The sequence below is a fragment of the Photobacterium sp. GB-1 genome (assembly GCF_003026165.1).
GTDB lineage: Bacteria > Pseudomonadota > Gammaproteobacteria > Enterobacterales > Vibrionaceae > Photobacterium.
On record NZ_PYOB01000007.1, the window covers coordinates 132,575 to 154,059 of the forward strand.

A 21,485-nucleotide genomic window follows, 5' to 3' on the forward strand; every position below is an offset into this window, starting at 1 on the left:
ATTGACCTTAGACCGCTGCTGAGCCATTATGGCGACCTCTTTGGGTAGGACAGGCATAATAAAATACTGATTAGGAGTGACTAGCGCTTGCAATGTAGCTATCAGTCCTGAGATAATTTTCTGTCTTATCACGAATTATATGTGAGGAACTTGGCGCCTCGGGCTTATTAATTAAATAGAGCCTGCGGGTGGTGTCGTTTTATTAACCGCGCGTAAAATTGCTAAAAATGGCTGAAAAACGAAATATTTTCTTGGTCGGCCCAATGGGTGCCGGCAAAAGCACTATTGGTAGACACCTTGCACAGCAGCTGCATATGGAATTCTTTGACTCAGATACAGTTATTGAAGAACGTACAGGTGCTGATATTAGTTGGGTCTTTGATGTGGAAGGTGAGGACGGGTTCCGTGTTCGCGAAGAAGCCGTTATCGACGATCTAACACAAGAGCAAGGCATTGTTCTGGCAACAGGTGGTGGTTCTGTTAAAACTAAAGAGAACCGTAATCGCCTTTCTGCACGTGGTATCGTAGTTTATCTAGAGACGACTATCGAGAAGCAACTTGCTCGAACTCAACGCGATAAAAAGCGTCCTCTACTTCAAACTGATACGCCTCGTGAAGTGCTGGAAGCACTTGCAGAAGAGCGCAATCCATTATATGAAGAAGTCGCTGACTACGTTGTTCGCACTGATGATCAAAGTGCGAAGGTAGTGGCGAACCAAATCATCAAAATGCTAGAAGAGCGTTAATCAACAAAAAGAGAGAAGCTGACCATGGAACGGATCAATGTCAATTTAGATGACAGAAGCTACCCTATTTCAATTGGCGCCGAGTTGTTTTGCAACTCGGCGTTGTTTGCATCTGCGATTCCTGCGGGAAAGCGGGTGGTAGTGGTCAGTAACGAAACTGTTGCCCCGCTGTATGCACAGCAGGTAATGGAAACCATCAGTTCATTAGAGTGCCAAGTGGCATTACTTTCTCTCCCTGATGGTGAACAATACAAAACGTTAGAGACTTTTAATCAAATCATGACTTTCTTACTTGATGGTAATTATGGTCGTGATGTTGTGATTGTAGCGCTCGGTGGCGGTGTCATTGGTGATGTCGTGGGCTTTGCTGCTGCAAGTTATCAACGTGGCGTAGATTTTATTCAAGTACCTACAACATTACTTTCTCAAGTGGACTCATCTGTTGGCGGCAAAACCGCAGTGAATCATCCATTGGGTAAAAATATGATAGGCGCTTTTTATCAGCCCAAAGCGGTAGTGATTGATAATCACTGCTTACAAACCCTACCTGAACGTGAGTTTGCAGCGGGAATGGCTGAAGTGATCAAGTATGGCATTATTGCCGATCACGACTTTTTTGTCTGGTTAGAAGACAACATTGAACGCTTACAAGCACTCGATAACGATGCATTGTGTTATGCCATTGCACGTTGTTGTCAAATTAAGGCAGATGTTGTTGCGGCTGATGAAAAAGAATCAGGTGTACGAGCTTTACTTAATCTCGGTCATACATTTGGTCATGCGATTGAAGCAGAGATGGGCTATGGTAACTGGCTGCACGGCGAAGCGGTGTCGGCAGGCACAGTACTAGCGGCTAAAACTGCGGCAATACAAGGCCTTATTAGTGATGACGATGTAGTGCGAATTATTCGACTGCATGAGCGAGCAAAGCTACCGGTAATCGCACCTGAAACAATGGGCTTCGATGATTTTATTAAGCACATGATGCGCGATAAAAAGGTATTATCAGGCCAGCTACGATTGGTTCTACCGACATCCATTGGCAGTGCTGAAGTCGTGTCTAACGTGACACATGAAGTATTGCGGGATGTGATTAATCACTAAGTCGTGGTTATTCATGCGTAGCACACTAGAGGCAAAAAACTTGGATCTGGATAGCCAGATCCAGTTGCTCTCTCGAGTACAATTTATTACTCGATTTAGCTCTCATCTTATTTTATTGAATGGTACGCAGGGCTCAGGAAAAACATGGCTTGCACATCAATACCTCGAAAACTATGCCCAACATGCTGAACAAGCATTACTGACGTGCACAGATGATCAAACACTGCTGCAACAACGAACACTGCTACTGCAACAATTTCATTCAACCCCAATGTTTAACGAGCAAGATTCGTTAAGTCAAAGTGCTGAGCATTTACTGCCTGAAAAGATCAACTTCGTTATTATTATTGATAATGCACACTTTTTAGCGCCTGAATTACTTGCTGAATTATGGGCACTGGTTCGTCAAACAGAAATGCATTCTGGTTGGCAAATTAATGTATTGCTCTTTGCTGATCCTAATGCCATCACTCAGCCATTCGGCGATATTGTTCGTACAATAGGGCCGGCTTTACTTGAGTTAGAAATTAGTGAATTAAGCCCGCATGAAATTAGTCAGTTTAGCGAGATGTTACTCAATGATGAGCTGCTTGGAAGTCAGCACCGACGAGATATTAAGTCACGATTAGCGAGAGTTGAGCCTCGCCCTGGTGCATTACAACAATTACCACAACAGGACGTGACTGCGATGAGTCAAGGATCACGACGTTTACCCCCGGCGCAACTGTTAATAGGGTTGATTGCCATAGTGTGTATCAGCATTGTGGGATGGTTTGGATTTAAGGCATTACAAGGCACAAAGACAACGAAAGTTACGTCTGGTGAGACTTTTCTTGCATCTAAGGCTGAGCCTATTGTGGCCGATACCATCGAGAGTACAGGTAGTGGTATTGTTATTGATGAAACGCCATTACCAACAGAGATCCATAGTGAAGGGCTGACGGTGGGACGTGCTGAAAATGAAGCGCAACGGGTAGTTGTACCATCACCACTGATTGATGCGATACTTGATGAGCAACGTGTTGGTGGTACAGGCGAAAGTGCTGCCAAAGAATTTACCCAAGAGGTGCTAGACGTACCTGCTCAAAGTGAGCCTGTTATATCTGATGGTGTAGCGACACAGACTCGTCAGCAAGCCATTACAGGCAATGCGGTAACACTCGAAGATGAGACTGACGTAAAAGCCCAAAGCTCGTCAGTGACTAGTATTAAGTCACATGATTCAAGCGCTTTACCTGCATCTGCTGTTAAGATAACAGAGCCCAAAGTAAAGCTCTCTGCAACGACAATGACTGCAAAGTCAGATAGTAAACCGCGACTGCCGAAAAAAGAGGGGGCTGTTCAAACGCCGATTAAGCTTGCTAATACGGCCTCTATACTCGCGATAAATAAAAGGCATTATGCTATTCAATTGTCAGCTTCGATGAGCTGGAATGAAACTAAAGCCTTTGTTGAAAAGAATAAAATCCAGTCTTCTGCTCGTATTTATAAAACACGTCGAGACGACAAAATATGGTTTATTGTAATTTCGGGTGATTACACAACAGCGACTCGGGCACGCTCGGCAATAAAAGCCTTACCGAAGCAATTAAAAGCGTTAAGGCCGTGGCCTAAATCATATCGAAAAATTCAACAAGAAATAGAACGTTGAAAATAAAGCTGTGAGGGCAGTTATTTACGTGAATTGGTATCGGTAGAGGGTAGAAATGAGGTACAATCCGCGACCTTTCGTGACAATATTGCTAGTGTTGGTGGGTTTAGCTTAATGAAAAAGCATCGTGCATTCCTAAAATGGGCTGGGGGTAAATACTCTCTCGTTGAGGATATTAAACGACATCTACCGCCTGCGCGTAAATTGGTTGAGCCTTTTGTTGGGGCGGGGTCGGTTTTTCTTAATACCGATTACGACCATTACTTATTGGCCGATATCAACCCTGATCTGATCAATCTTTATAACATCCTCAAGCATGAGCCTGAACGCTATATTGAAGATGCACGTAAATTTTTCACGCCTGAATACAATAATAAAGAAGCGTATTTGAAAATTCGTGAAGAATTTAATGCGAGTGATGATCCGTATTTACGCTCATTGTATTTCTTATACATGAACCGCCATGGTTTTAACGGCTTATGTCGTTATAACAAAAAAGGTGGCTTCAATGTGCCGTTCGGCTCGTATAAAAAACCTTATTTCCCTGAAGCTGAAATGTATTATTTCTCGGAAAAAGCAAAACGAGCCACGTTTGTCTGTGAAGGTTATCTCCAAACATTTTCACGCGCGAGAAAAGGGTGTGTGGTGTACTGCGATCCGCCTTATGCGCCATTATCTAGCACGGCTAATTTTACCTCTTATTCTGGTAATGGCTTTAGCTTAGATGATCAGGCCACCCTTGCTGACGTTGCAGAAAAAGCGGCAGCAGAGCGAGATATAGCGGTGTTGATTTCTAACCACGATACAGCACTAACGCGTCGTTTATACACAGGAGCAGATCTTTCTGTGGTTAAAGTAAAACGTACCATTAGCCGCAATGGTAGTGGGCGCAATAAGGTCGATGAGCTGTTAGCTTTATTCTCCGTTTCAAGCACAGAGCAGGCGCCCGCGTTTGCTTCTGAAGAAGAATAATTAGATCGCCGTTGCCCATTGCGCAACGGCAATGATTGCCATAATCATTGCGCCAATAACCACAATCCCCACAACAATAAATGACCATGGGCTTGATTGCTTAAAATCATGCTGCCGATTATTATCTGATTGAACGCCAAATAACGCCGCTAACACACTCACAATAACTTGTAATGGTGTGCTTTTCTTTGACTTAGCTATATTCATCTACCCTCTTCTTCTTCCCCTTTTTACTGAGTGTAGTGGCTTGTCTCATCATTTTGATCAACTGAAGTAATAAATAAATCCATTGGGACAATATTTCACGGTTCGGGTAGAATTATGGCAATTTATTGAGCTTGGTTTTCCAAGTATCAGGTTTTGTGTATCGAAGAGAGGCAAGTACATGAAGGACTTCTTGATTGCTCCATCTATCTTATCGGCTGATTTTGCACGTTTGGGTGAAGACGTTGACAAGGTGTTAGCTGCGGGTGCAGACGTTATTCACTTTGATGTTATGGATAATCATTACGTGCCTAATTTAACGTTTGGTGCGCCTATCTGTAAGGCTCTTCGTGACTACGGTATTACCGCACCGATTGATGTGCATTTAATGGTAAAACCGGTGGATCGCATTATTCCTGATTTTGCTAAAGCAGGCGCAACGATGATCACGTTTCATGTTGAAGCGTCAGATCATGTTGACCGTACTTTACAACTGATCAAAGAGCATGGTTGTAAAGCGGGTGTGGTTTTTAATCCGGCAACGCCACTTCACCACCTTGATTACATTATGGATAAAGTCGATATGATTTTATTGATGTCAGTGAATCCTGGCTTTGGCGGTCAATCTTTTATTCCAGCAACACTTGATAAACTACGTGAAGTTCGTAAACGTATTGATGCATCAGGCCGTGATATTCGTCTTGAAATTGATGGTGGCGTGAAAGTTGATAATATTCGAGAAATTGCAGCTGCTGGCGCAGATATGTTTGTCGCGGGCTCTGCCATTTTTAATGAACCTGATTATAAAGTCGCGATAGACAAAATGCGCGCAGAATTAGCTGAGGCTAAATGCTAATGGTATTTGAAAACATCAAGTTTATAGCGTTTGATTTAGATGGCACATTACTCGATAGCGTACCTGATTTAGCAGATGCTGCTGATAAAACGATGCGTCACCTTGGACGAGAAGGCGTGACCGTAGAGCAAGTTACCACTTGGATCGGTAATGGTGCTGATATTTTAATTGGTCGCGCATTAAGCCGAAGTGTTGATGTCGATCCAACGATTGATCCAGAGCTACAAAAAGAAGCTCGCCAATTATTTGATCACTACTACGAGCTTGGCGGTCATGTAAAAAGTGCATTGTATGCAGATGTAAAAGCGACACTCGCTGCATTTCATCAAGCGGGTATGTCAATGGCGATTGTAACCAATAAACCGTCGCAATTTGTCCCGCATTTACTTGAAGAGCATGGCATCAGCGAGTATTTTGTTGATGTGATTGGTGGTGATACTTTCCCACTGAAAAAACCAGATCCTTATGCACTGCATTGGTTAATGGAAAAACACAATATTGCCGCGTCTGAGATGTTAATGGTGGGTGATTCTCGCAATGATATCTTGGCAGCAAAGGCTGCAACATGTCATTCGTTGGGTTTAACCTACGGCTATAACTACGGTCAGCCTATTGCAGATAGTGCACCTGATGTTGTGTGCGATCACTTCAAGCAATTAGCAAATGTGGTTAAACTAGGCGACTAGTACGTTCCAGTGTACACTGGCTAACAAAGTAAAAAGCGGGAGTATGCCTCTCGCTTTTCTATGAATAAGAAACTAACAGGATTGTCTGATCATGAGTAAACCCATTGTATTAAGTGGCGTACAGCCTTCTGGTGAATTAAGTATTGGTAACTACCTAGGTGCGCTGCGTCAGTGGGAACAGATGCAAGACGATTACGATTGCCAATACTGTGTGGTTGATTTACATGCCATTACAGTACGTCAAGATCCTAAAGCGCTACATGAAGCAACATTAGATGCATTAGCGATTTGTTTAGCGGTGGGGGTTGATCCACAAAAGAGCACGTTATTTGTTCAGTCACATGTGCCGGAGCATGCTCAACTAGGCTGGTTATTAAACTGTTACACCCAAATGGGTGAGCTAAGTCGTATGACGCAGTTTAAAGACAAATCAGCGCGTCATGCGAATGATGTAAACGTGGGCTTATTCGGTTACCCAGTATTGATGGCAGCTGATATTTTATTATATGGCGCACATCAAGTACCTGTAGGTAGCGATCAGAAGCAGCACTTAGAGTTAGCTCGTGATATTGCTACACGTTTTAATAATTTGTATGGCACAGAAGAAAGTCCAATTTTCCAAATTCCTGAGCCGTACATTCCATCGGTTGGTGCGCGTGTCATGAGCCTACAAGACGCGACTAAGAAAATGTCGAAGTCTGATGATAACCGTAAGAACGTGATCACTTTGTTGGAAGATCCAAAATCGATTCTTAAGAAGGTTAACAAAGCACAAACTGATGCAGAAACACCACCACGCATTGCATTTGATACCGAGAACAAAGCAGGGATCTCAAACCTAATGGGTCTGTATTCAGGCGCAACAGGCAAGACGTATGCTGAAATTGAAGCACAATATGCAGGCGTTGAAATGTATGGCCCATTTAAGAAAGATGTGGGTGAAGCATTAGTTGCTATGCTTGAGCCAGTACAAGCTGAATACCATCGTATTCGTGCTGATCGTGCTTACCTTGATAGCGTAATGAAGCAAGGTGCTGAAAAAGCTTCTGCACGTGCGGCTGAAGTACTGAAAAAAGCATACCAAGCGGTAGGCTTTGTTGCTCGCCCTTACTAACGAGTAACGATAGATAGATTAAGCAGGGCATTTGCTCTGCTTTTTTTATGGTTTGCGTTTCTAGTGATGTGTTGCACAATAGGGCGCAGAATAGAAAAGGTCGCTGTAGATATATGCTGTTAATTATTGATAACTATGATTCATTTACTTATAACCTGTATCAATACTTTTGTGAGTTAGGCGCTGAGGTTAAGGTTGTCCGTAATGATGAGATTGATCTCGCAGGTATTGAGTCGCTAGCACCCACCCATTTAGTCATCTCTCCTGGACCTTGTACCCCAAATGAAGCGGGTATATCACTACAAGCCATTGAATACTTCGCTGGTAAATTGCCTATTTTAGGCGTGTGCTTAGGCCATCAATCGTTAGCACAAGCTTTTGGTGGGGATGTGGTACGAGCAAGGCAAGTGATGCATGGTAAAACCTCTCCGATCAAGCATAATAATACCAGTGTGTTTGAAGGGTTAAATAATCCATTAACAGTGACTCGTTATCATTCCTTAGTCGTTAAACAAGATACGCTGCCAGATTGCTTTAACATTACAGCATGGACTGAGCGTGAAGGGGAACTTGATGAAATTATGGGGATCGCTCATAAAACATTGCCGTTAGAAGGGGTGCAATTTCATCCCGAGAGTATTCTAACGGAGCAAGGGCACGCCTTATTAGCCAACTTTCTTAAGCGCTAGATTTCGAATTAAATCGCGATTTTTATTATATTCCTGTCTTAAAATCGCGATATCAACCACACATCTTCTATTTTTATATTTCCAACTCTCATTTGTTGAAATTGCAAAGCTATTCACTAGCATATTTCTCTGTGCTATTCATTTCCTGATAGGAAACACACCTTTTTGTCTTTGTTGGTTAATAAACTTGCCGAGATAACGCATAACTATGTCAGTTTTATTAAAAAAAGCATCGTTGCCAAAGAGCAAAAAAAATATTCTGCTATTGGCAAAGGTTAATAAAATGTAAATACTATGATTATAGCGTTATACACAGAAGGATAATGTGATGACTACAGAGCAAAGAGTAGAACGTAATTTATTTGATGAGGTAATGGTACCTTGTTATTCACCTATGGCTGAGATCCCAGTACGTGGCAGTGGTGCGCGAGTATGGGATCAACATGATCGTGAATATGTCGATTTTGCCGGTGGAATTGCGGTGAGTTGTCTGGGTCATTGCCATCCAATTATGGTTAATGCATTAAAAGATCAAGCCGATAAGTTATGGCATTTAAGTAATGTGTTAACTAATGAACCTGCATTGCGTTTAGCGAAAAAACTCACTGAGTTATGTTTTGCTGACAAAGTCTTTTTTGCTAACTCGGGAGCTGAAGCTAACGAAGCGGCACTGAAATTGGCTCGCCGTTATGCGGTCGATAAGTTTAGTGCTGAAAAAGATCAAATTATTGCCTTTCATCAAGGTTTTCACGGTCGTACTTTTTTCACCGTTACTGTTGGTGGGCAAGAAGCTTACTCAGATGGTTTTGGCCCTAAACCTCAAGCGGTAACGCATATTCCTTATAATGACTTATCAGCTTTAGCTGAGATTATGTCTGAGCGAACTTGTGCGGTGATGATGGAGCCATTGCAAGGTGAAGGTGGTTTGGTTAGCCCGAGCGTTGAGTTTGTTCAGGGCGTGCGTGAGTTATGTGATAAGCACCAAGCCCTATTGATATTTGATGAAGTCCAAACTGGCAATGGTCGTACCGGTGATTTTTTTGCCTATCAAGGCTTAGGTGTAACACCTGATATTTTAACGACGGCTAAGTCACTGGGTGGTGGTTTCCCAATTGGCGCAATGCTTACCACAACAGCATTAGCAGAACATTTAAAAGTCGGTACTCATGGTTCAACGTATGGCGGTAATCCGTTAGCATGCGCTGTCGCAGAAGCGGTAATTAATGAAGTGAGTAAACCCGATGTTCTAGCTGGCGTGAAAGAGCGTGAACAGTGGTTCCGTGAAGGGCTGACAGCGATTAATGCTAAATACCCAATTTTTGCTGAGATCCGCGGTAAAGGTTTACTGCTGGGAGCGTCTCTCACAGAAGAGTGGCAAGGTCGTGCACGTGACATTCTTGTTCAAGCTGGCAAAGAAGGCTTAATGATGCTAGTTGCTGGTACGAGTGTTGTGCGCTTTACGCCATCGCTAGTGATTGAAAAAGCCGATGTGGATGAAGGTATGGCTCGTCTAGAACGCGCTATCGCAACACTCTATAACGCCGAGTAATTCTACTTTGCATTGCTGCTGGCAGTTGAGGAACGACTGCCAGTTATCTTATAAGACTTATTGTTATCCATCTAGTTAGTGACAATAGTCACTACCTGCATCAGGAGGGAAGTCGATGCTGGTTATTCGTCCTATCATCGCTGATGATTATTCTGCACTCATGCAGTGCGCTGAAGAATCAGGTCATGGTTTTACTTCATTACCTGTTAACGAAGAAATGCTTCGTAACCGCATTGCTCATTCAGAGCGCAGCTTTGCCAAACATGTCGTTCGCCCTGAGGATGAAGGCTACCTGATGGTCGCTGAAGATACAGATACCGGCGAGATAGCAGGTACTACTGCCATTGAAGCGGCGATTGGCTTAGAAGCCCCTTTTTATAACTATCATCTAAGTACTGTGGTTCATGCCTCGCGCCGATTAGGGGTCCACAATACCGTACAGTTACTGACATTAGGTAATCACTACACCGGAGATACCGAGCTTTGCACGTTATTTTTACGTACACCATGGCGTGAAGGTTTAAATGGTCGTCTATTGTCTAAAGCGCGCTTTTTAATGATGGCAGAGCATCGTCATCGTTTCGCCGATGTGGTATTTGCTGAAATGCGCGGTGTTTCCGATGCAGAAGGGAACTCACCTTTTTGGCAATGGCTAAAAGATAACTTTTTCTCGATTGATTTTATTCATGCTGACTATCTAACGGGGATCGGAGCAAAAGGCTTTATTGCGGACTTAATGCCTAAACTTCCGATATACGTCAATTTATTGAGCAAAGAAGCCCAAGCGGTTATAGGTCAAGTTCATGACAACACGCGTCCTGCATTACGCTTGCTAGAAAATGAAGGATTTTCATGCCGTGGTTATGTCGATATTTTTGATGCAGGCCCGACGGTTGAATGTGATGTACGTAATGTTGAAACGGTTCGCCACTCAAAGCGTTATATCGTTGAAATTAACGATCATCAAAGTGAACAGCAGTGCCTAGTGGCGAATACATCATTTACTGATTTTCGTGCGGTTGCGAGCCCACTGGAAATCAATGATAAAGCGCAAACCGTGGTTATGACGCAAGAGGTCGCTGATACTCTCATGGTTAATACCGGTGAGCCTGTGCGCTTTATTGAGCTGTAAAACTACGAATATAAAGAGGGGAGAAAAGTATGAGTCAATGGATTGCGGGTCAATGGGTTGATGGTTTAGGTGATGAGATGGCATCGCTCAACCCCTTTACTGATGAAGTGATTTGGCAAGGCCGAGCCGCGACAAGTGAGCAAGTCTCGCAAGCGGTGAATGCCGCGCGTGAAGCATTACTTCAATGGCGTCATACTTCCCTTGTTGAGCGCCAAACCATCGTGGAAAAATTTGCTGAGCTGGTGAAAGCCAATAGTGAAAATATTGCCATTACGATAGCAGAAGAAACGGGTAAACCGTTATGGGAGACGCGAACAGAAGCAGGAGCAATGGTGGGGAAAGTGGCGATTTCTTTACGTGCTTATCATGAACGGACAGGCCAACGCGAGAAAGATATCGCAGGTACCACAGCAGTTGTACGTCATCGACCATTAGGGGTGATGGCTGTATTTGGGCCTTATAATTTCCCCGGTCATTTACCCAATGGCCACATCGTACCTGCATTGCTTGCAGGTAATACGGTGGTATTCAAACCTTCTGAATTAACGCCTAAAACGGCTGAAGTTGTAATGAAACTCTGGCAACAAGCCGGATTACCTGATGGGGTTATTAATCTTGTGCAGGGAGCTCGCCCAACTGGAGAGGCACTTGCGGCTTCAAAAGATATTGATGGTTTATTATTTACGGGCAGTGCCAATACTGGGCATATTCTGCATCGCCAATTTGCAGGTCAACCGGGCAAGATGCTGGCATTAGAAATGGGGGGGAATAACCCGATGGTGATCTCCAATGCTTATGGTGATCTCAATGCTACCGTTTATACCATTTTACAATCTGCTTTTATCAGCGCAGGACAACGGTGTACTTGTGCTCGCCGACTATACTTACCCTTGGGTAGCGAAGGGGATGCGTTGTTGGCAGCTTTAGTGGAAGCAACCAAAGCGATTGTGGTCGATGGACCATTTGCCGAGCCTGCACCGTTTATGGGGCCTCAAATCTCCCGCCAAGCCGCAGACAATATTGTGCAAACTCAACGACAATTAGTATCGCTTGGTGGCGAAGTATTGGTAGAGGCAAAGCGCGGACAGGGAGCGGTGGTTACACCTGGGATCGTTGATGTTACGAATATCGAAAATTTACCCGATGAAGAATACTTTGGCCCATTATTGCAGGTAGTGCGTTATCAAGATCTTGCTCAAGCCGTGTGTCTTGCGAACGACACCCGTTATGGCTTATCAGCCGGGCTTGTATCAACCGATGATAGTGAATGGCAATATTTTATTGATCATATTCGCGCGGGGGTTGTAAATCGTAATCGCCAGTTAACGGGAGCGAGTGGAGATGCACCGTTTGGTGGCCCAGGAGCATCTGGTAATTTACGCCCAAGTGCTTACTACGCTGCTGATTATTGTGCTTACCCAATGGCATCAATGGAAGGTGAGGCAACATGCTTACCTGAGCAGTTATCTCCGGGTATTTCACTCTGAGACTAATAGGTTCACTGTATTACTTACAGTAAGGATTGTGCAGCATGGAACAATTATTTACCGCGTTATGGCAAGATTATACTCAGCGATTATGCCCTTCAGCGCTGAATATTCGGCAATTACTTACCGAAGATGCGTCACTTAGAAATGATCATATTGCGTTGCGTACCTTTGCACTACCTAAATGTGGTTTAGCAAGATTAGCGGCTCCATTTATTGCGGTAGGTTATAAACCCAAAGGTCGATATCATTTCAAAGCGAAAAAGTTATATGCAGAGCACTTTGAACATCCCGATCCTTCTGCGCCTAAAGTATTTATTAGTGAACTGCAATTAGGGTTATGTTCAACAGAGTTACAAACAGAAGTACGTCAGCTTGTCGATCAAGTTGATGATGCTTATTTTGCTGATCCTGCTTTTCTTTCTCAAGGTAAACCATGGCAGTTAAGCCGTGATAGTTATCAGTTTTTAAATGCAGAAAGTGAATATGCAGGGTGGGTGGCAGCGCATGGTTTTGGTGCTAATCATTTTACTGTTGATATTAATCAGCTTGAGCAATTTAATGAAATTTCTGAAGTGAACCATTTTCTCGAATCAAGTGGTTTTGACATTAATCAGGCGGGAGGTGCGGTAAAAGGCGATCCTACTGTGATGTTAGAGCAATCAGCAACCATGGCTGATAAAGTCATGGTCACGTTTTCTGATGGTGAGATGTTGGTCTCTGGCGGATTTTATGAGTTTGCTAAACGTTATTTACAGCCAGATGGTGAGATTTATACCGGGTTTGTAGAAGCTTCGGCAGATAAGATCTTTGAAAGTACTTATAACTCTTGAACAGTGTAAACAAGGCAATAAAAAGCAGCCAATTGGCTGCTTTTTTTTAAATCTGTTAATTATCGAGGGGCGATCCCCAAATACCACTGTCTTCAACAGGACAGCGACGTAAACCTGTTTGCTGTTCTAAATAACAACGACGGTCACTAAAGCCTGTCATCTCAATAGTTGTAGGTTGAGGAGCGATAGCACCAGGTACAGTGGTGTAGCTATTCGGGGCAAAACGTTCAATATCCATATAAAAACCAAAAAAAGATGAAGTCCATTCATTGCTTGAATTTAGCATTTAATTTGAGCAATACAAATTAATTAATGGCATTAATGACACACTTTTTAAAGGTATTTATGGGGGGATTATTAATCAATAAGAAATAAAAAAGCCGCAACAGTGTGCGGCTTTTTTCGTACGGTTAAAGACGTTAAAAATTAACGCGTACCGTAAACAACAATCGTCTTACCGTGAGCAGAGATAAGGTTCTGCTCTTCAAGCATTTTCAGAATACGACCCACTGTTTCACGAGAACAGCCAACAATTTGACCGATTTCTTGACGAGTGATCTTAATCTGCATGCCATCAGGGTGCGTCATTGCATCTGGTTGTTTTGCAAGATTTAGCAATGTCTGTGTGATACGACCTGTAACGTCTAAGAATGCCAAATCACCTACTTTCTGGCTTGTCACTTGTAGGCGACTTGCCATTTGAGCAGATAAGCGCATCAGAATATCAGGGTTAACCTGAATTAACTGACGGAATTTTTTGAATGAAATTTCTGCTACTTCACAAGGACTTTTCGCACGAACCCAAGCAGTACGCTCTTGATCTTCTTCGAATAAGCCAAGCTCACCAATAAAGTCACCTTGGTTTAGGTAAGAAAGGATCATTTCCTTACCTTCTTCATCCTTGATTAGTACAGCAACAGAACCCTTCACAATGTAGTACAACGTTTCTGCTTTCTCACCTGCGTGGATCAGCGTACTTTTCGATGGGTACTTGTGAATATGACAATGGGAAAGAAACCACTCTAAAGTTGGATCTGTTTGCGGTTTACCTGGAACCATATTACTAACTTCCTCTGCATTTGTTGCCCAACAGCATTGGTTTCTTTTCTAACTTTTATCACGAGAAAAAAAACTGCCTACTGATAGGGTATCCATTCAGCCGCTGGGCTGCAAGCTAACTTGAATAAGTTAGAGTGTATCCTTTTTCTGCGCCTTTTTCTTGATATTGATCTAGTAGATTCGTTCATTTCATATGGATAACTGTGCACAGGATCACAATGCGGCGAGATAATTTTAAGTGGTGCGATAAGTAATGATTATTACGACGATTTTTAGAGAGGAAAAAAGTTGTTATTAAGGCGGAGAATTAGGATTTACATTCATTATTTAATCAATAAGACTAGAGACAATTATTGGGCGTTTGAATAAGGATTAAGCGATGCAGTCCCGAGTAAAATGGGTAGAAGATATGACTTTTTTAGGTCAATCTAGCTCCGGTCATAGTGTAGTCATGGATGGTAATGGAGGGGATAAAGCTCCAAGTCCAATGGAATTGGTATTAATGGCGGCGGGAGGGTGTAGCTCAGTAGATGTTGTCAGTGGTTTACAATCCCAAGCGCAAAATATTGTGGGTTGTGAGGTTCTTATTTCAGCTGAGCGTCGAGAGCAAGCGCCACGTTTATTTACCGCAGCCAATTTGCATTTTATTGTTTCAGGTTTTGATTTAAATGAAACCTTAGTGGCTAACACCATTGCTGATTCTTTAGAGAAATATTGCTCTGTATGCTTGATGATTGGTGAAAAGGTTAAGTTGACTCATTCGTATGAAATCATCACTGCTTAATAATGATTGAGATGAAAAAGGTTGGTGTTTGTGCCAACCTTTTTTCTATTTATTTTCGTTTGTGCAAACTTAACTGATTTTCCCTGTATTAATCAGTTTCTCGATAAGGGGGCGCATGATCAATTCCATTGCAAAACTCATTTTTCCACCAGGGACGACAAGCGTGTTATGACGTGACATAAATGAGCCTTGGATCATGGAAAGTAAATACGGAAAATCGACATTATTTAAACCGCGAAATCGGATCACAACAAAGCTTTCATCTAAGCTTGGGATCCCTTTGGCACTCACCGGGTTTGAGGTATCAACGGTTGGTACACGTTGAAAGTTGATATGTGTGCGTGAAAATTGCGGAGTTAAATAATTTAAGTAATCGTCCATGGAGCGAACGATTGACTCCATCACCGCTTCGCGAGAGTGCCCTCGATCTCTCGTGTCACGAACAATTTTTTGGATCCACTCCAAGTTAACAATGGGTACCATGCCAATAAGAAGATCAACATGCTGTGCGACATGGATCTCGCCATCGACAACCCCACCATGTAAGCCTTCATAAAAGAGTAAATCAGTGTTTTCTGCTAACTGTTGCCACGGAGTAAACGTTCCGGGCATTTGGTTGTAGGGTACGGCTTCGTCAAATGTGTGTAGATAACGGCGAAAGCGGCCAGTGCCATCTTCACCATATTGTTTGAAAAATTGCTCTAATTGGGCAAAGTCATTGGCTTCTGAGCCAAAATAGCTGATATGTCGACCTTGCTCTTTAGCTTTGCGGATCTCAGTGTCCATTTCAGGGCGGGTATAGCGATGGAAGCTATCGCCTTCTAGCCATGCCGCATTAATGTTCATCATATTGAACATCTTTCGGAATGCTTCAGAAGTCGTCGTGGTTCCTGCTCCTGATGAACCAGTAACTGCAATAATAGGATGTTTTGCAGACATGACTAACCTTGTCGTTGTTGATTATCGAAAGATAAATGAGAAAGCAGGCAATAATAAAATTACCTGATCGGGCAACAATGCTACTACAAGTTAACAGGGATGTCGGGATTGAAAAGTGAAACTGCTAGCGGAGGCAAGTTTTGAGTCGTAACTCTCTGGGCACGACTCACATTAATAAAACTTATTGCAACTGATTGCGTAATTTTATGTCGACAGATTCATGCAATTCAGAAAATACAATCACAGCATCACCGGATTTCAGTTGCTGCATCACGTAATTCACTTTGTTTTCTAAGCTCATTTCAACTTCACCGTAATCAGTGCCTTCACGTAGCACAAATTGTTCAATCAGGTTAGTCAGTGTTTCTGGGGCGATATCTTGCCAAGGAATGATCATTTTATGTCTCGTCGACTGCGTTACTGATACGCGCAGTATATGATAAAAATATCACTAGCCCTATTGAGGAGTGGTGAGTTTGGTTTTAAACCATGTTGGAACGCTGTGTTCGAGCCAAAACGTCGGTTTAAAAATAGAACCACTAACGAACCCAACATGGCCACCTTTTTCATATAAGTTGTAGTCGATATTACTCGGCAATGGTTGTGATGGGATCACCGATTCGGTCATGAACGGATCGTCTTTGGCATGGATAATCCGCAGTGGTGTACTGATCAAGTTGAGCTGTTGAAGGCCACTACAACGTTGATAATAATCGTCAGCATCAATAAAACCATGGAGAGGAGCGGTAATGTGCTGATCAAATTGCCATACCGTATTTATCGCAGCTAATTGCTGGTGGGTGATGGGCATTTTATCTTGATGAAGTGTTATTCGTTTTGCCATTGTGCGCTTCATCGAGTTGAGTAGATATTGCTGATAGATCTTAGAAAAACCTTGTTGAATACGTGCCGAGCATGAGGCTAAATTTAATGGGGGAGACACCGCTTGAGCGGCAACGAGATCACTGTCGTCACCATATTTTGCAAGATAGTTAATCAGCATATTACCGCCAAGGGATACTCCCACTGCGATAAAAGGCCGTAGGGGGAATTGCTCACGTAACCATGTAATGAAAAAGCGTGCATCACTGACTTCACCTGAGTGATAACCTCTAGGTTGACGGTTTAGCTCACCGCTGCAGCCTCTAAAATGCATCATAACCCCAAGCCAACCTTGTTGTTTTGCAGCATATAATAGTCCATTGGCATACGGACTATGGAAGCTGCCTTCTAAACCATGGAATAGGATCATTAATGGTTTGCTATCGTCTGTAGGAGCTTCTGTCCAAGCGAGATCAAGAAAGTCATCATCAGGCGTGGTCAGTCGTTGCGTCACAGGTGTGAATAGTGGCTGGCGACGAACAAATCGCGGTAATAAGGTTTGAATGTGTGGATTTTGTAACCCTGATGCTGGCGTAAATTGAGACATGAATATCCTCTGTTACAGCGAAAAATGGGATAAAGGGGGGTGGCGTAATAACTCGGCAATGGTTTTTAAGCCAAAGATCAATTGCTGTTGGTTTAGCGGTGAGCTAATGGCGAGCCGTACTGCTGGTTGAATATGATTACCTCTAGGAGTAAATAATTCTGCTGATTTAACTATGACTCCACGGGCTGTTGTTACCGCCATAAAATCACTTAAGCGCCAGTCTTCTGGTAATTGCAGCCAAACATGAAAACTATAAGTCTGGGTTGTAATGGCAAACTCACCAAGGTATTGCTGTACCAATAATTGCCGTTGTTGTATTTCAGTACGAACGGTCGTTAATACCCGATCGGCATCACCTTGAACAATTAATTCACAAGCGATAGCAGAGAGCAGTGGGCTGATCATTAAGCTGTGGTTATAGAGTGCTGCACTTAGATGTTGCTGCCACTGTTTCGGCACTTGGATGTAACCTAAGCGAAGTCCTGGTGCGAGGCATTTTGATAACCCTCCGATGTGGATTACATGTTCAGGTGCTAGGTTGATTAAAGGCGGTGGCGGTGAGGGCGGCAGTAATCCGTTGACGTCATCTTCCGCAATTAACACATTATGCTCACGACACACGCTAATCACTTCTTCACGACGAGAGAGCGGCATTGTTACCGAAGTTGGGTTTTGCTGGGTTGGTGTTAAATATATTAGCCGTGGTTGGTAGAGTTCACAGGCCGATGCGAGACTGGCAGGGATCACCCCATCTTCATCCATCTCAACACTTTTTAGGGTAATACCATGTTGACGAGCAAGGGTTAGAAAGCCGGGGTAGCAAAAGTGTTCGACTAACACGGTATCACCAGCACGACAGAAAATACTCAGCAATAATTCCGCAGCATGTTGTGCGCCTGAGGTGAAATACATCTGCTCTGATGAAACATTAATGCCTTTTTGATTTAACCATTGGCAAACGATATGACGATGATTATCGATCCCTTGTGGTGGCTGATACAACATCATGTCATTTAATTGCGAGGGATTAGCACTAATTTTTGCCATCGCTTTGCTTATCATCTCACTGCGATCAAATCGCGGAGGAATGTTATAGCCGAAATTACATTCTTCAGTCTGTAACTCTTCTAATTGATAGATCCAGTGATGGTTTTTATTGTTATCACAGACATACGTCCCAGCCCCAATACGTGCTTCGACAAGATGACGTCGTTCCGCTTCTGCATAAGCACGTGTCACTGTACCGACGGTAACCTGTAATTGATCGGCAAGTGCGCGGTGTGTGGGGAGTTTCTCCCCAATTGCGATGTCACCTTGCTCGATAGCTCGTGCAATTCCATCTGCAATTTGACGATAAAGTGGTTCTTTAGTTTTAGCGATAAGTTGGATATTTAATAACTTTTTCTCGATTGTCATGGTGACAATAAATCCTTTGATCTTAATAACTTCCCTTGTTAGGTTAAATTGTGCGCACAAAACAACCGTATTGCCAGAGATTTTTTATGTTGTCGCGAAATAACTAAAATTGTATCGGTACAATTTCGTGGGAGATGATCTGGATAGTTTTATTTCTATCGTTTATTAAGGAAAGTGTGTGGAAGGATCAACAATCATCTCAGTTATTTTATTTGCCATATTAATGACAGGCACGCCGGGGCCTAACAATATGATGGTGACCGCCTCTGGAGCAAACTTTGGTTATTGGCGTAGTGTTCCGCATATTACGGGGATCAGTGTGGGTATGGCGAGCATGATCAGTTTACTGGCGGCAGGGCTCGGCATTATTTTTGAACGTTATCCTATGGTTCACGAGGTATTAAAAGTTGTTGGGTGTGCGTACTTATTGTATTTAGCATGGAAAATAGCCACTGCTGGCAGCATGAGTAAAACAGAGCAAACAGTGAAGGCGAAACCGATGAGTGTATTCTCTGCTGCTCTGTTTCAATACGTTAATCCTAAAGCATGGATGATGTCAGCAACGGCAGTAAGCACCTTCGCCGTTAGCGGGGAGCACTATTGGTTATCGATATTAATGATTGTATCGGTATTTTTCGTGGTGGGTTTTGTTTGCGTTTCGCTATGGACTGCAACTGGAGTGGTGATACGTCATTGGCTAACATCAGAACGTCGCACGATTCGGTTTAATCAGACGATGGGAGCACTAACGGCAGCATGCGTGATGATGATTTGGTAGTGGTTGCCCTTTGTTCTAGATAACTGAAAATAACAACGCCAACGAAGTACTCGTTGGCGTTATAGGTGTTAGGCGATATTATTCGGCACTAAATTGAGATTCCATCTCTTCTAATTGCTCTTGTAACTCCATCCAAGCAACTTCTACATCTTCCAAATCCGATTTTGCATCACCTTGCAGTTTTAATTGCTCATTCATACGGACTTTGTTCTCAGCCTCATAAATACTGCTATCACTTAATGCGGTTTCAGCATCGGTGATAATGGCATTAAGCTTGTCCATCTGTTTTTCAAGCTTGGTGATTTCTTTACGAATAGGGGCTGTTTGTTTACGGAACTCTGCCTCTAGACGTTTTTGCTCTTTACGCGATGCCGCGCTGTTATCTTTGTTGGTTTCAGGTTTTGTTGCTTGTTGATCACGGCGCTCATTACGCTGTTGCTCGGTAAGCCATTTGTGATAATCATTTAAATCACCATCAAACGGAACGACTTGGCGATCATGCACTAAATATAAGTCATCGGTTGTTGCACGTAATAAGTAACGGTCGTGACTGACAATAACCATTGCACCTTCATAAGATTGCAGTGCCAACGTTAGTGCTTGGCGCATATCTAAATCAAGGTGGTTGGTTGGCTCATCGAGCAGTAATAGGTTAGGACGTTGCCATACAATCAGTGCTAGCACTAAGCGGGCTTTCTCACCGCCAGAAAACGGACCGACTTTTTCTAGCGCTTTATCACCAATAAACCCAAAGCTACCTAAATAATCACGGAGTTGTTGCTCGGTTGCTTGTGGCGCAATACGTGCCATATGCTGAACTGGGGTATCATCAAGGTACAAGGTTTCTAATTGGTGCTGGGCAAAGTAACCAATTTTAACCCCTTGCGAATACGCCATATCACCGGCTTTCGCTGGTAAATCACCCGATAGCATTTTTATCAGAGTCGATTTACCGGCACCATTTCGACCAAGTAGGCCAATACGACTACCAGGAACAAGATTCAGGCGAATTTTTTCTAAAATCAGTAAGTCGTCATAACCTGCGGCAACTTGATCCATCATTAAGATTGGGTTCGGCAGAGCACTTGGCTCGCGGAATTCAAAACTGAATGGGTTATCAAACTGAGCCGGTAACACTTTTTCCATACGTTCGAGGGCTTTAATACGACTTTGCGCTTGGCGTGCTTTACTGGCCTTGTAACGGAAACGTTCAATGTATGACTGCATGTGCGTCATTTGCTTTTGTTGTTTCTGGTACATCGCTTGTTGTAGCACTAGTTTTTCGGCGCGTTGTACTTCAAACGATGAATAGTTACCGGTGTAACTGTGCATGGTTTGATTTTCAATATGGATAATGCGGTTAACCACAGGATCTAAGAAATCGCGGTCATGGGAAATTAACACCAAGGTACCACGGTAGCTTTGCAGCCATTTTTCCAGCCACATTACTGCATCTAAATCTAAGTGGTTAGTTGGCTCATCGAGTAGTAGCAGATCAGAGCGGCATAATAGCGCTTGAGCAAGGTTAAGGCGCATACGCCAACCACCCGAAAATTGAGTTAGGTTCCATTGCATCTGGTGCTGTGAAAAGCCGAGGCCGTCAAGTAATTCAGCCGCACGAGCATTGATACTATAGCCACCAATGGTGTCCATTTTACCGTGAAGCTCTGCGACTTTAGTACCATCATCAGCTTGTTCTGCGGCAAGGAGTTGGCGTTCAAGTTCACGGTATTCACGGTCGCCATCAATGACATACTCAATAGCTGCGCGCTCTAACGCTGGTGTCTCCTGAGCAACCCATGCCATTTCCCAGTTACTCGGAAATTGGCAGTTGCCAGCATCTAAGCTGAGCTCATTTTTCAGTAAAGCGAACAGGGTCGATTTACCACAACCGTTTTTACCGACAAGACCGACTTTGTCGCCCGGGTGGATCGTTGAAGTGGCGTTTTCAAGTAATACTTTGCCACCACGTAGAAGTTGGATATCTGAAAAGATAATCATCAATATTGCCGGGGTCTTGCCCGCTCCACTAAATAAACTGGACTTATGGGCGGAAG

The 21,485-nt window shown here is 43.2% G+C and carries 22 protein-coding genes; 14 read left to right on the top strand and 8 right to left on the bottom strand.

Annotated features, from left to right (window positions below; genetic code table 11):
• Positions 1–227: 227 nt before the first annotated feature.
• From aroK to dam, 4 genes are all read left to right on the top strand, one after another.
• Positions 228–746 carry a shikimate kinase AroK gene (gene aroK, locus C9J45_RS10225; protein WP_105061105.1) on the top strand — a complete coding sequence of 173 codons (519 nt, stop codon included), beginning with the start codon at positions 228–230 and terminating at the stop codon, positions 744–746.
• 24 nt (positions 747–770) lie between these two features.
• The gene (aroB, locus tag C9J45_RS10230; protein ID WP_005371828.1) at positions 771–1,850 is read left to right on the top strand and encodes a 3-dehydroquinate synthase; all 1,080 of its coding nucleotides are present in this window, start codon (positions 771–773) and stop codon (positions 1,848–1,850) included.
• A 13-nt stretch (positions 1,851–1,863) separates the two neighbouring features.
• Entirely contained in the window at positions 1,864–3,501 is a 1,638-nt protein-coding gene (locus C9J45_RS10235) for an AAA family ATPase (RefSeq protein ID WP_107292496.1), read from the top strand.
• Positions 3,502–3,615: 114 nt separating this feature from the next.
• Positions 3,616–4,473 carry an adenine-specific DNA-methyltransferase gene (dam, locus tag C9J45_RS10240; protein ID WP_107292497.1) on the top strand — a complete coding sequence of 286 codons (858 nt, stop codon included), beginning with the start codon at positions 3,616–3,618 and terminating at the stop codon, positions 4,471–4,473.
• On the opposite strand, the gene C9J45_RS10245 is transcribed toward dam, so the two are convergent.
• Positions 4,474–4,680, bottom strand: coding sequence for a DUF2970 domain-containing protein (locus C9J45_RS10245; protein WP_107260651.1), 207 nt, complete (start codon positions 4,678–4,680; stop codon positions 4,474–4,476).
• A gap of 178 nt (positions 4,681–4,858) precedes the next feature.
• Between C9J45_RS10245 and rpe the strand changes: the two genes are divergently transcribed.
• From rpe to C9J45_RS10285, 8 genes are all read left to right on the top strand, one after another.
• Positions 4,859–5,533 (top strand): ribulose-phosphate 3-epimerase, encoded by a 675-nt coding sequence (gene rpe, locus C9J45_RS10250; RefSeq protein ID WP_105061101.1) that lies wholly within the window; start codon positions 4,859–4,861, stop codon positions 5,531–5,533.
• A complete protein-coding gene (locus C9J45_RS10255) occupies positions 5,533–6,219 on the top strand; it encodes a phosphoglycolate phosphatase (RefSeq protein WP_369917542.1) in 687 nt (228 codons plus the stop codon). The genes rpe and C9J45_RS10255 overlap by 1 nt, the downstream gene beginning before the upstream one ends.
• A 91-nt stretch (positions 6,220–6,310) precedes the next feature.
• On the top strand, positions 6,311–7,333 hold the full coding sequence (gene trpS, locus C9J45_RS10260) for a tryptophan--tRNA ligase (RefSeq protein WP_107247110.1): 1,023 nt from the start codon (positions 6,311–6,313) through the stop codon (positions 7,331–7,333).
• Between the two features lie 113 nt (positions 7,334–7,446).
• Positions 7,447–8,022 carry an aminodeoxychorismate/anthranilate synthase component II gene (locus C9J45_RS10265; protein WP_107207501.1) on the top strand — a complete coding sequence of 192 codons (576 nt, stop codon included), beginning with the start codon at positions 7,447–7,449 and terminating at the stop codon, positions 8,020–8,022.
• Positions 8,023–8,350: 328 nt separating this feature from the next.
• Positions 8,351–9,571: an aspartate aminotransferase family protein gene (locus C9J45_RS10270; RefSeq protein ID WP_107292498.1), complete on the top strand. Its 1,221-nt coding sequence runs from the start codon at positions 8,351–8,353 to the stop codon at positions 9,569–9,571.
• 115 nt (positions 9,572–9,686) lie between these two features.
• The gene (gene astA, locus C9J45_RS10275; protein ID WP_107207503.1) at positions 9,687–10,703 is read left to right on the top strand and encodes an arginine N-succinyltransferase; all 1,017 of its coding nucleotides are present in this window, start codon (positions 9,687–9,689) and stop codon (positions 10,701–10,703) included.
• Between the two features lie 29 nt (positions 10,704–10,732).
• The gene (gene astD, locus C9J45_RS10280) at positions 10,733–12,190 is read left to right on the top strand and encodes a succinylglutamate-semialdehyde dehydrogenase (RefSeq protein WP_107292499.1); all 1,458 of its coding nucleotides are present in this window, start codon (positions 10,733–10,735) and stop codon (positions 12,188–12,190) included.
• Between the two features lie 44 nt (positions 12,191–12,234).
• Positions 12,235–13,023 (top strand): DUF1338 domain-containing protein, encoded by a 789-nt coding sequence (locus C9J45_RS10285; protein WP_107292500.1) that lies wholly within the window; start codon positions 12,235–12,237, stop codon positions 13,021–13,023.
• Positions 13,024–13,078: 55 nt separating this feature from the next.
• On the opposite strand, the gene C9J45_RS10290 is transcribed toward C9J45_RS10285, so the two are convergent.
• Positions 13,079–13,261 carry a hypothetical protein gene (locus C9J45_RS10290; protein ID WP_008988108.1) on the bottom strand — a complete coding sequence of 61 codons (183 nt, stop codon included), beginning with the start codon at positions 13,259–13,261 and terminating at the stop codon, positions 13,079–13,081.
• Positions 13,262–13,449: 188 nt separating this feature from the next.
• Positions 13,450–14,082: a cAMP-activated global transcriptional regulator CRP gene (gene crp / locus C9J45_RS10295; protein ID WP_045149918.1), complete on the bottom strand. Its 633-nt coding sequence runs from the start codon at positions 14,080–14,082 to the stop codon at positions 13,450–13,452.
• A gap of 379 nt (positions 14,083–14,461) precedes the next feature.
• Here crp and C9J45_RS10300 point away from each other — a divergent pair, with 379 nt between their 5' ends.
• On the top strand, positions 14,462–14,866 hold the full coding sequence (locus C9J45_RS10300) for an OsmC family protein (RefSeq protein ID WP_107207506.1): 405 nt from the start codon (positions 14,462–14,464) through the stop codon (positions 14,864–14,866).
• 69 nt (positions 14,867–14,935) lie between these two features.
• Here the strand turns inward: C9J45_RS10300 and C9J45_RS10305 are convergent, their stop codons facing one another.
• The 4 genes from C9J45_RS10305 to C9J45_RS10320 all read right to left on the bottom strand — a co-directional run bounded on the left by C9J45_RS10305 (position 14,936) and on the right by C9J45_RS10320 (position 18,650).
• Complete coding sequence (locus tag C9J45_RS10305; RefSeq protein WP_005371800.1) at positions 14,936–15,805, bottom strand: phosphoribulokinase; 870 nt, start codon at positions 15,803–15,805, stop codon at positions 14,936–14,938.
• Between the two features lie 181 nt (positions 15,806–15,986).
• A complete protein-coding gene (locus tag C9J45_RS10310; RefSeq protein WP_005371799.1) occupies positions 15,987–16,202 on the bottom strand; it encodes a YheU family protein in 216 nt (71 codons plus the stop codon).
• 60 nt (positions 16,203–16,262) lie between these two features.
• Positions 16,263–17,234, bottom strand: coding sequence for a hydrolase (locus tag C9J45_RS10315; RefSeq protein ID WP_107290821.1), 972 nt, complete (start codon positions 17,232–17,234; stop codon positions 16,263–16,265).
• A 12-nt stretch (positions 17,235–17,246) separates the two neighbouring features.
• Entirely contained in the window at positions 17,247–18,650 is a 1,404-nt protein-coding gene (locus tag C9J45_RS10320; RefSeq protein WP_107292501.1) for a PLP-dependent aminotransferase family protein, read from the bottom strand.
• Positions 18,651–18,828: 178 nt separating this feature from the next.
• Here C9J45_RS10320 and C9J45_RS10325 point away from each other — a divergent pair, with 178 nt between their 5' ends.
• Entirely contained in the window at positions 18,829–19,428 is a 600-nt protein-coding gene (locus tag C9J45_RS10325; RefSeq protein WP_107207509.1) for a LysE family translocator, read from the top strand.
• A 78-nt stretch (positions 19,429–19,506) separates the two neighbouring features.
• On the opposite strand, the gene C9J45_RS10330 is transcribed toward C9J45_RS10325, so the two are convergent.
• The gene (locus C9J45_RS10330) at positions 19,507–21,429 is read right to left on the bottom strand and encodes an ABC transporter ATP-binding protein (protein WP_107207510.1); all 1,923 of its coding nucleotides are present in this window, start codon (positions 21,427–21,429) and stop codon (positions 19,507–19,509) included.
• Between the last annotated feature and the right edge of the window lie 56 nt (positions 21,430–21,485).

What these genes read in the sequence shown, in the direction of transcription:
- trpS (WP_107247110.1), top strand. Translation starts at nt 6,311, where the DNA reads ATGAGTAAACCCATTGTATTAAGTGGCGTACAGCCTTCTGGTGAATTA.
- crp (WP_045149918.1), bottom strand. Translation starts at nt 14,082, where the DNA reads ATGGTTCCAGGTAAACCGCAAACAGATCCAACTTTAGAGTGGTTTCTT.
- C9J45_RS10285 (WP_107292500.1), top strand. Translation starts at nt 12,235, where the DNA reads ATGGAACAATTATTTACCGCGTTATGGCAAGATTATACTCAGCGATTA.
- C9J45_RS10315 (WP_107290821.1), bottom strand. Translation starts at nt 17,234, where the DNA reads ATGTCTCAATTTACGCCAGCATCAGGGTTACAAAATCCACACATTCAA.
- C9J45_RS10245 (WP_107260651.1), bottom strand. Translation starts at nt 4,680, where the DNA reads ATGAATATAGCTAAGTCAAAGAAAAGCACACCATTACAAGTTATTGTG.
- C9J45_RS10310 (WP_005371799.1), bottom strand. Translation starts at nt 16,202, where the DNA reads ATGATCATTCCTTGGCAAGATATCGCCCCAGAAACACTGACTAACCTG.
- C9J45_RS10305 (WP_005371800.1), bottom strand. Translation starts at nt 15,805, where the DNA reads ATGTCTGCAAAACATCCTATTATTGCAGTTACTGGTTCATCAGGAGCA.
- aroK (WP_105061105.1), top strand. Translation starts at nt 228, where the DNA reads ATGGCTGAAAAACGAAATATTTTCTTGGTCGGCCCAATGGGTGCCGGC.
- astA (WP_107207503.1), top strand. Translation starts at nt 9,687, where the DNA reads ATGCTGGTTATTCGTCCTATCATCGCTGATGATTATTCTGCACTCATG.
- C9J45_RS10255 (WP_369917542.1), top strand. Translation starts at nt 5,533, where the DNA reads ATGGTATTTGAAAACATCAAGTTTATAGCGTTTGATTTAGATGGCACA.
- C9J45_RS10300 (WP_107207506.1), top strand. Translation starts at nt 14,462, where the DNA reads ATGCAGTCCCGAGTAAAATGGGTAGAAGATATGACTTTTTTAGGTCAA.
- dam (WP_107292497.1), top strand. Translation starts at nt 3,616, where the DNA reads ATGAAAAAGCATCGTGCATTCCTAAAATGGGCTGGGGGTAAATACTCT.
- rpe (WP_105061101.1), top strand. Translation starts at nt 4,859, where the DNA reads ATGAAGGACTTCTTGATTGCTCCATCTATCTTATCGGCTGATTTTGCA.
- C9J45_RS10235 (WP_107292496.1), top strand. Translation starts at nt 1,864, where the DNA reads ATGCGTAGCACACTAGAGGCAAAAAACTTGGATCTGGATAGCCAGATC.
- C9J45_RS10265 (WP_107207501.1), top strand. Translation starts at nt 7,447, where the DNA reads ATGCTGTTAATTATTGATAACTATGATTCATTTACTTATAACCTGTAT.
- C9J45_RS10330 (WP_107207510.1), bottom strand. Translation starts at nt 21,429, where the DNA reads ATGATTATCTTTTCAGATATCCAACTTCTACGTGGTGGCAAAGTATTA.
- C9J45_RS10290 (WP_008988108.1), bottom strand. Translation starts at nt 13,261, where the DNA reads ATGGATATTGAACGTTTTGCCCCGAATAGCTACACCACTGTACCTGGT.
- aroB (WP_005371828.1), top strand. Translation starts at nt 771, where the DNA reads ATGGAACGGATCAATGTCAATTTAGATGACAGAAGCTACCCTATTTCA.
- C9J45_RS10270 (WP_107292498.1), top strand. Translation starts at nt 8,351, where the DNA reads ATGACTACAGAGCAAAGAGTAGAACGTAATTTATTTGATGAGGTAATG.
- astD (WP_107292499.1), top strand. Translation starts at nt 10,733, where the DNA reads ATGAGTCAATGGATTGCGGGTCAATGGGTTGATGGTTTAGGTGATGAG.
- C9J45_RS10320 (WP_107292501.1), bottom strand. Translation starts at nt 18,650, where the DNA reads ATGACAATCGAGAAAAAGTTATTAAATATCCAACTTATCGCTAAAACT.